The organism is Chryseolinea sp. T2 (genome assembly GCF_037203685.1).
In the GTDB taxonomy this organism is placed as follows: domain Bacteria; phylum Bacteroidota; class Bacteroidia; order Cytophagales; family Cyclobacteriaceae; genus Chryseolinea.
The window spans coordinates 99,580-106,540 of the sequence record NZ_JBBCAU010000013.1; the positions used below are offsets into that span (position 1 = coordinate 99,580).

The 6,961-nt window shown below is 48.1% G+C and carries 7 protein-coding genes; 4 read left to right on the forward strand and 3 right to left on the reverse strand.

The features are described from left to right. The first annotated feature begins 119 nt into the window (after nt 1-119). Nucleotides 120-2,075, forward strand: coding sequence for a PAS domain-containing sensor histidine kinase (locus tag WBG78_RS29440; protein ID WP_337330125.1), 1,956 nt, complete (start codon nt 120-122; stop codon nt 2,073-2,075). Nucleotides 2,076-2,241: 166 nt separating this feature from the next. On the opposite strand, the gene WBG78_RS29445 is transcribed toward WBG78_RS29440, so the two are convergent. The 3 genes from WBG78_RS29445 to WBG78_RS29455 form a co-directional block, all read right to left on the reverse strand. Then, complete coding sequence (locus WBG78_RS29445) at nt 2,242-3,240, reverse strand: aldo/keto reductase (RefSeq protein ID WP_337330126.1); 999 nt, start codon at nt 3,238-3,240, stop codon at nt 2,242-2,244. Between the two features lie 85 nt (nt 3,241-3,325). Continuing rightward, entirely contained in the window at nt 3,326-4,243 is a 918-nt protein-coding gene (locus WBG78_RS29450) for an AraC family transcriptional regulator (RefSeq protein WP_337330127.1), read from the reverse strand. Between the two features lie 167 nt (nt 4,244-4,410). After that, complete coding sequence (locus WBG78_RS29455) at nt 4,411-4,833, reverse strand: hypothetical protein (protein WP_337330128.1); 423 nt, start codon at nt 4,831-4,833, stop codon at nt 4,411-4,413. 234 nt (nt 4,834-5,067) lie between these two features. Between WBG78_RS29455 and WBG78_RS29460 the strand changes: the two genes are divergently transcribed. From WBG78_RS29460 to WBG78_RS29470, 3 genes are all read left to right on the forward strand, one after another. Further along, nucleotides 5,068-6,204, forward strand: a complete 1,137-nt coding sequence (locus WBG78_RS29460) for a tyrosine-type recombinase/integrase (RefSeq protein WP_337330129.1) — start codon at nt 5,068-5,070, stop codon at nt 6,202-6,204. A gap of 93 nt (nt 6,205-6,297) precedes the next feature. Beyond that, nucleotides 6,298-6,528 carry a hypothetical protein gene (locus tag WBG78_RS29465; protein WP_337330130.1) on the forward strand — a complete coding sequence of 77 codons (231 nt, stop codon included), beginning with the start codon at nt 6,298-6,300 and terminating at the stop codon, nt 6,526-6,528. Continuing rightward, nucleotides 6,525-6,809: a type II toxin-antitoxin system RelE/ParE family toxin gene (locus tag WBG78_RS29470; RefSeq protein ID WP_337330131.1), complete on the forward strand. Its 285-nt coding sequence runs from the start codon at nt 6,525-6,527 to the stop codon at nt 6,807-6,809. The genes WBG78_RS29465 and WBG78_RS29470 overlap by 4 nt, the downstream gene beginning before the upstream one ends. Nucleotides 6,810-6,961: the final 152 nt, after the last annotated feature.

A 6,961-nucleotide genomic window follows, 5' to 3' on the forward strand; every position in this document is an offset into this window, starting at 1 on the left:
ATGTCCAATGGCTATATTGGTATGCAAGTAAGCTGAACCTGCCAGCGTGTTGGATCTGATCAACAGTGAAACGGTGAACCTGGTAATCTGCAATTCACGTTTTAAAGAAAGAGGTCCAAATGTCCGCACAGAACGATAACGGAAAAGGAGGTAATACTCCTGGTATTGAAAACGCGTACCAATTCTTTGCTCAGGCACCAGTCGTCATAGGCTTTGTTCGGGGCGGGAACTATATCGTCGAGTTTGCAAACGAAGGGCTGTTGAAGATATGGAAAACGGACAGTGCCATCTATGGCAAAAGGCTATTCGATGTTTTTCCCGAGCTTGAGTCACAGGGTTTCCGTCACCTGCTTGATAACGTGCGCACTACCGGTAACGCTTTTACCGCGTACGAATATCCGATGACCTTTGAACGTGGCGATGCCGTCGAGGTCTATTATTTTGATTTCATCTATCAGCCGTTTTACGAAGCCGGGCAAATTGCCGGGGTCATTGCTGTGGGACATGATGTGACAGAGAAAGTCAATGCGAAGAAGCTCATCGAACGGGGCGACCGGAAATGGAAGCAACTAGCTAACTCCCTACCCGTGATTGTCTGGACCTCCGATGAAAAAGGCAACCTTGATTTCTTTAATGAGCTCTGGTATGAAACCACCGGCCTTACCCGCGAAGAATCGATGGGATCTGGCTGGACTAAGGCGTTGCATCCGGAAGATATCGACCGATGCACAGAGGCCTGGAACGAAGCTCTTAAGCGCAGGACGTTCTATGAGATTGAGGCCCGCTATCGAAATAAAAACGGGAGCTATCGATGGGTGCTGGCCAGGGGCATTCCTGTGATTGAAAATGATATGATCGTTAGCTGGCACGGCACGAGCACAGATATATCGGGGCAAAAGTCCGTTGAAGGTGAACTAAAGGACCTGGTCATGGGCCGCAATCAGCAGATTGAAGAAAAGGAGAATCTGTTGAAGAGTATTCTTGAGAACTCCACTAACGGAATCTCTGTATCCAAACTGCTTTTTGATGAGCAGGGACACGTTGTCGATGCACACACCATACTCGCGAACGACTCAGCCGTAAAGTATATTGGTATTCCCAGGGAGGAGTACCTCACAAAGCCGGCCACACATTTTGATCCGAATATCATCGCGTCGCCGTACGGACAGGCTTGCATCAGAACATTGCTGACAGGTGAGCCATTCATTATGCGATACTTTCTCGACTTCAGCAGGCGCTGGCTGGAGTTGACCGTATCCAAAATGGATGACGCGCATTTGATCCATCACTTCACCGACGTTACGGCTATACGCGAGGCTGAAATGAAGCTGGAGAAGACTCTGGAAGATCTGCGGTATTCGAATGCCAACCTGGAAGAGTTTGCCTATGCAGCGTCACATGATCTCAAGGAACCCATTCGCAAAACGCAGTTCTTCGTTAGCCGGTTAAGGGAAGAGTTGAAGCATAGCCTGAACGTTGAACAGTCGGCACTTTTTGAACGGCTGGAGAAAACGCAGGCCAGGATGAAGAAGCTGATCGAAGACCTTTTGGAATACTCGCAGTCTGCAAAAGGTGAGGCGGACCAGGAGAACATTGACCTTAACGATGCGATCCACACAGTGCTGGAGGACCTTGAACTGGAGATAGAAAGGAAGTCGGCCACGGTTAACATAGGAAAGTTGCCGGCAATCTTTGGTAATAAGAGGCAGATGCATCAACTCTTTCAGAACCTGATTGGTAATGCGCTCAAGTATTGCAGGGTAAATGTGCCTTGTGAAATTCGGATTGCTGCTGAAACTCTCAGAGGCAGTGATGTCCGGTTCGCAGTTCCGGAAAATTTACGTGAGCAGGTGTTTCATTTGATTTCCGTGTCCGACAATGGGATAGGCTTTGATCAGATGTATGCTGAAAGTATCTTCAAGGTATTCGCGCGTCTGCATTCAGAGGAAGAATATCGCGGTTCAGGAATAGGACTGTCTATTGTGAAGAAGGTCGTGGAGAGTCACCACGGAACTGTGTGGGCGGAAAGTAAGCCGGGAGAAGGCGCAGTATTTTTTATTTTGCTACCCATTTAGCGTTATTATTCTGGCTCAATATCGTTAAGCGTTTTACACACTTCGTCCATAGGATAAACAAGGAGAAGCGGCCTTGCATGAAAATGAGATAACCCGACAAGTGTGTATAAAGGAAGAACAGAATCCGTTCTGATCGGATTCTGTTTCGGGTATCGTCGTGTATTCGTTAACGTTTTCCAACCCAATGCGGATATAACGGCTTTTGATCGCTCACCTTATCGATCTTCTCAAGCTGTTCCGATGTGAGTGACCAACCCAGGGCTCCGATATTTTCAATCAGCTGCTTCTCATTGCGGGCACCGATCACGACGTTCGACACTGTCTTACGAGTTAACAGCCAGTTGAGGGAAACTTGAGCTATGCTTTTGTTAGTCTCGGAAGCAATCTCATCCAGCACATCGATGACATCGTACAGATAATCTTCTTCAACTTCCGGTCCGCCGGCGGCGCCGCCCATCTGAATTCGTCCTTCGCCCGCAGGTTGATTCCTCTTTATTTTTCCTGTGAGACGTCCCCATCCCAGTGGACTCCAGACCATGAGTCCCAGGCCCTGGTCTTCGACGGCAGGCATCAGGTCCCATTCGTAGTCTCTGCCGATGATCGAATAGTATCCCTGATAGACGATAAACTTTTCGAGGTGTAATTTTTCTGATACGGACAGCGATTTCATGAGCTGCCACGATGCGTAGTTGGAGACTCCAATGTATCGGACTTTTCCGCTCTTCACCAGCGCGTCGAGTGTTGTCAACGTCTCCTCTATGGGCGTGAGCGGATCGAAGCCATGGATGAAGTAGAGATCGATGTAATCTGTTTCCAGTCGTTTCAAACTTTCTTCGGCCTGACGGATGATATGATAACGCGACGCACCGCTGTCGTTCGGGCCATCGCCCATTTTGAAAGCCACCTTTGTTGAAATAATTGATTTGTCGCGACGGCCTTTTAAAGCAGCTCCCAGAATTTCCTCGGCCGCGCCAGTAGAGTATACGTTGGCGGTGTCGAAGAAATTGAGTCCGTGCTCAAGGGATATATCGATAAGGCGGCTGGCTTCTTTTACATCCATGTCGCCCCATTTTTTGAAGAAGTCGTTGGTGCCGCCGAAGGTACCCGTGCCCAGGCTAAGTACCGGAATTCTGAATCCGGATTTTCCCAATTGTCTCTGTTCCATCTTAAGAATTTTGCTTTTGATGGATCAAAGGTATTCTCCCGCTCAGGGCAGAATATAGGACGCGATACCGGATCGCTGGTACAATTTACTGGGTCTTTGCCCGGAGCTCAGAAGGCATTTTTCCGGTGTGCTTTTTATAGTAACGTGCAAAGTACGAGGGATCTTCAAATCCCAGTAGGTATGCGATCTCGCTGACAGTTTTAGAAGAATGCCGGAGACACATGCTTGCCTGCTTTACAATCTGCTCGCGCATAAGCTGTCCTGCTGATTTTCCCGTGATGGATTTCACGGTATCGTTGAGGTGATTTTGTGAGATGCCCAACCGGTCGGCGTACTCTGACACTTTACGCACTTTGATTTCGCCGCCATGGCGAATCACGTTGAAGTCGTTCATGTAGGACTCGATGAATGTCTTGAGGATCCTGGACCCTGCCAGTGAAGCGGCGCCGCGGGTAGCCGTCAGGTTATATACGGTTAAGGCTTTAGCTACCAGTACCTGTAGGTATCCGCGGATAACATCGGAAGAACTGTGTGCAGACTGCTCGCGATGCATGAGGGCGAACAATTCTTTGAAGTCTGCGGTTTGCTCATCTGATAAGCACAGCACCTGGTTTTCGCCCATTTGAAAGAAGGGAAGGTCTGCGAGGTACTGTTTGTTGGTGCGGTCGGCAGTGAAGAAGATGTCTGAGAAGATGCAACCGAAACCTTCATTGGTATCGACAGACGCGGCCCAGGAAGTGATGATATTGGGAGACGTGAAGACGAGCATGTTTTTATGCACGTAGTGCTCGCGGCTGCCGAGCACGTACAGACCTTCGCCTGCGGTCAGGAGTTGTATAGAGTAGAGGTCGAGACGATGGGCGGGGATTATGCTTTTAAGATGCCGACGATCGAAGATATTGACGTCCTGATCTTTGAGGGCAAGACTGTTTTTATTAACAAAGTAGTGTTGAGTATATGAACCTGCGCTGAGGGCGGGGATTGATGGTACGGGTTCCTTCATTTAGATGGCATTGTTTTGCTATAACAGAAAGGAGCAGGAAAAAGTTACGGCCCGCTCAGACGTGTCGTCTATTAAGTCTTCTTCTTTTAAATCTTCTTCTTTTAAATCTTCCTCTTTTAAATCTTCCTCTTTTAAATCTTCCTCTTTTAAATCTTCCTCTTTGTGAGTTAAGCTCCTTTGGTCGCACCGTACTCCACATCGATGTCAGTCCAGGGATCGCGGGAAGAGATTTTTAACATTTTTACGACCAGGGCGATTTTGATCCCATTGACTATGCGCGGTTGAAAGCCGAAGTCGTAGCACGCGTAGTATGGGGCGCGCGTTGTGATATACTGGGTCGTGTAGTAAGCGAATTGATACCCATGGGTCAGAAGGGTATCGCGGGAGACATTCGTTGGCTGATTGTTCCAAAGCGTTCGCAGTATATCTCGGTTCTTCGAGAGGATTTTGTTAACGGGCTTTATGGGCAGGTGTTCGGCTCGTCGTTTTTCATACTTGGCGATGGAGCGACAACCTTCGGAGCAGTACACTTTGTCGCTACGGCCGCGGAAGGGTGTGTTGCATTGGGGACAGGTTTTGGGCGTGGTCATGGGGCTAACGTTTTATCATGCGGCGATACTTATGCCATTGTGGAAACAGATGTACTGGTGAGGTTGCACATATGAAGTAATTGTGTTTTAGAGATACGGAAATACCCGGTTTTACCGGATACTATTGGATACATCCGGAGACACCCGGATTTACCCGGATATACCCGGGTAATCACGCTTCAAAATACTTTGGTTTATTCAAATTGATCGTCTTCACCATTGCGGGATTTCCTTATGAAAAATGAGTTGCCGGTAGTGACCCTGAGGCACATAATTGTTGACGGTCAAAAGGCGATAGGCATGCAGTTCTATCCCAACAAAGTGATTCATGCACTGGTTAAGACGCTCAAACCCCGTTGGTCGAACCCGGACCATATGGTCTTCCTCTTAAATAGCGAAACAAACCTCAACTCGATTTTCAGGACTTTCAGAGGCGTCGCCTATGTAAATGCGAAATACTTTTTCAGAAACAAACCAGTGAGAAAGGGGGCCGAGCCGACAGATCTGGGCGAGCTGAGAAGCAAATGCGGACCTGGTGGTTGTCCCGCAGCATATCTTGATTTGCTTGAAACGAAACGTTACAGCTTGCATACCGCCAGGAGTTATGTTCATCTGTTTTGGAGCTTTCGGCAGTATTATGCTGACCGTGAGCTGATCGACCTGGGTGATCCGGAGATTAGGCGCTACTTGCATATGATTGTGATGTCGGGTAAATCGTTCTCGTACCAGAACCAGGTTATTAATGCGATCAAGTTTTATTACGAGCAGGTGTTGAACATGCCTCAGCGTTTTTATGAGATTGACCGGCCAAGGCCGGAGATTAAATTGCCGGAGGTGTTGAGCCAGGACGAGGTAAAACGTATGATCGTCGCGACGGAAAACCTGAAACACAAGGCCATACTGGTGACGATGTATTCATGCGGCCTGAGGTTGTCGGAGCTATTGGACCTGAAGCTCACAGATGTTCAGAGCGACAGGGCCATAGTTGCTGTGAAAGGAGGGAAGGGCAGGCGAGACCGGAACACATTGCTTTCTCCTACGACGCTGCAGCTTCTGCGCAAGTATTTTAAGGCATACAAGCCGGCGGAATACCTTTTTGAAGGCGCACAGGGAGGGAGGTATGCTGCTAAAAGTGTTCAGCAGATAGTGGGCAAGGCGCTGTATAAGGCGGGGATCCGGCGGCATGCCTCGCCGCACACGCTTCGCCACTCGTTCGCGACGCACCTGCTGGAGCAGGGGACGGACTTGCGGTATATTCAGTCGCTGCTGGGCCACTCTTCACCGAAGACAACGGAGATCTACACGCACGTTTCGACGAAGCACATTGGACAGATTAAGAGTCCGATCGACAAGCTGCAGCTTGACATCTGATTCTCATAAAAGGATTATATACGCAATGCGTATATTTGGATGTTGTGCGGCATGGGCCGAAAATGAGTAAATTGCGTTAAATGATTGTGAGTTATGAGTACAGCTGAGCTAAAATCAACACTGCATCGGATTCTTGAAGAGATAGAAGATGAAAGACTGTTGCGAGCAATTCATGCATTCTTGGAAGAACGTGTCAATCAGCCAGGAAGGATATGGGAAAAGCTAACAGACGAACAACGAGAAGAAGTATTGCTTGCCTATGAGGAGTCAGAGAATGAAGAGAATTTAATTGATTGGGAAGAGGTGAAGAAGACGATGAAATGAAAGTCTTTCTCTCCCGTAGAGCCGTTAAGAGCTATACGCGAATTCGAGACTACATAGAGGAAGAGTGGGGCGAATCTGTCGCCGAGTCATTCGAAGTAAAAGTAAACGACCTATTCACTCTTCTCGCCAACTATCCTGAGATGGGTATTCTTGAGCAGAAGGATATTCGGAGTTTCCAACTAACGCAACAGACGAGAGTTTTCTACAGGATAAAAGGGAACCGCCTCGTTATCCTTTCTCTGTTTGATGTGAGACAGGATCCCAAAAAGAAACCGATGTAAGTGCCGGCCACACGCCGCACAACAATGTATATGCCGCATTGTCGTTTCCTGGTTAACTTTGAAAGTAAACGCCAACGCGGCATATACTAGCGATATCTATGATCAAATCAAGCGATCTGGGGACTATTTTTCAAAGTTTGTTGATAAGGAGT

Excerpts from the sequence above, each read along its gene's own strand:
- WBG78_RS29440 (WP_337330125.1), top strand. The coding sequence starts at position 120 with ATGTCCGCACAGAACGATAACGGAAAAGGAGGTAATACTCCTGGTATT.
- WBG78_RS29445 (WP_337330126.1), bottom strand. The coding sequence starts at position 3,240 with ATGGAACAGAGACAATTGGGAAAATCCGGATTCAGAATTCCGGTACTT.
- WBG78_RS29450 (WP_337330127.1), bottom strand. The coding sequence starts at position 4,243 with ATGAAGGAACCCGTACCATCAATCCCCGCCCTCAGCGCAGGTTCATAT.
- WBG78_RS29455 (WP_337330128.1), bottom strand. The coding sequence starts at position 4,833 with ATGACCACGCCCAAAACCTGTCCCCAATGCAACACACCCTTCCGCGGC.
- WBG78_RS29460 (WP_337330129.1), top strand. The coding sequence starts at position 5,068 with ATGAAAAATGAGTTGCCGGTAGTGACCCTGAGGCACATAATTGTTGAC.
- WBG78_RS29465 (WP_337330130.1), top strand. The coding sequence starts at position 6,298 with ATGAGTACAGCTGAGCTAAAATCAACACTGCATCGGATTCTTGAAGAG.
- WBG78_RS29470 (WP_337330131.1), top strand. The coding sequence starts at position 6,525 with ATGAAAGTCTTTCTCTCCCGTAGAGCCGTTAAGAGCTATACGCGAATT.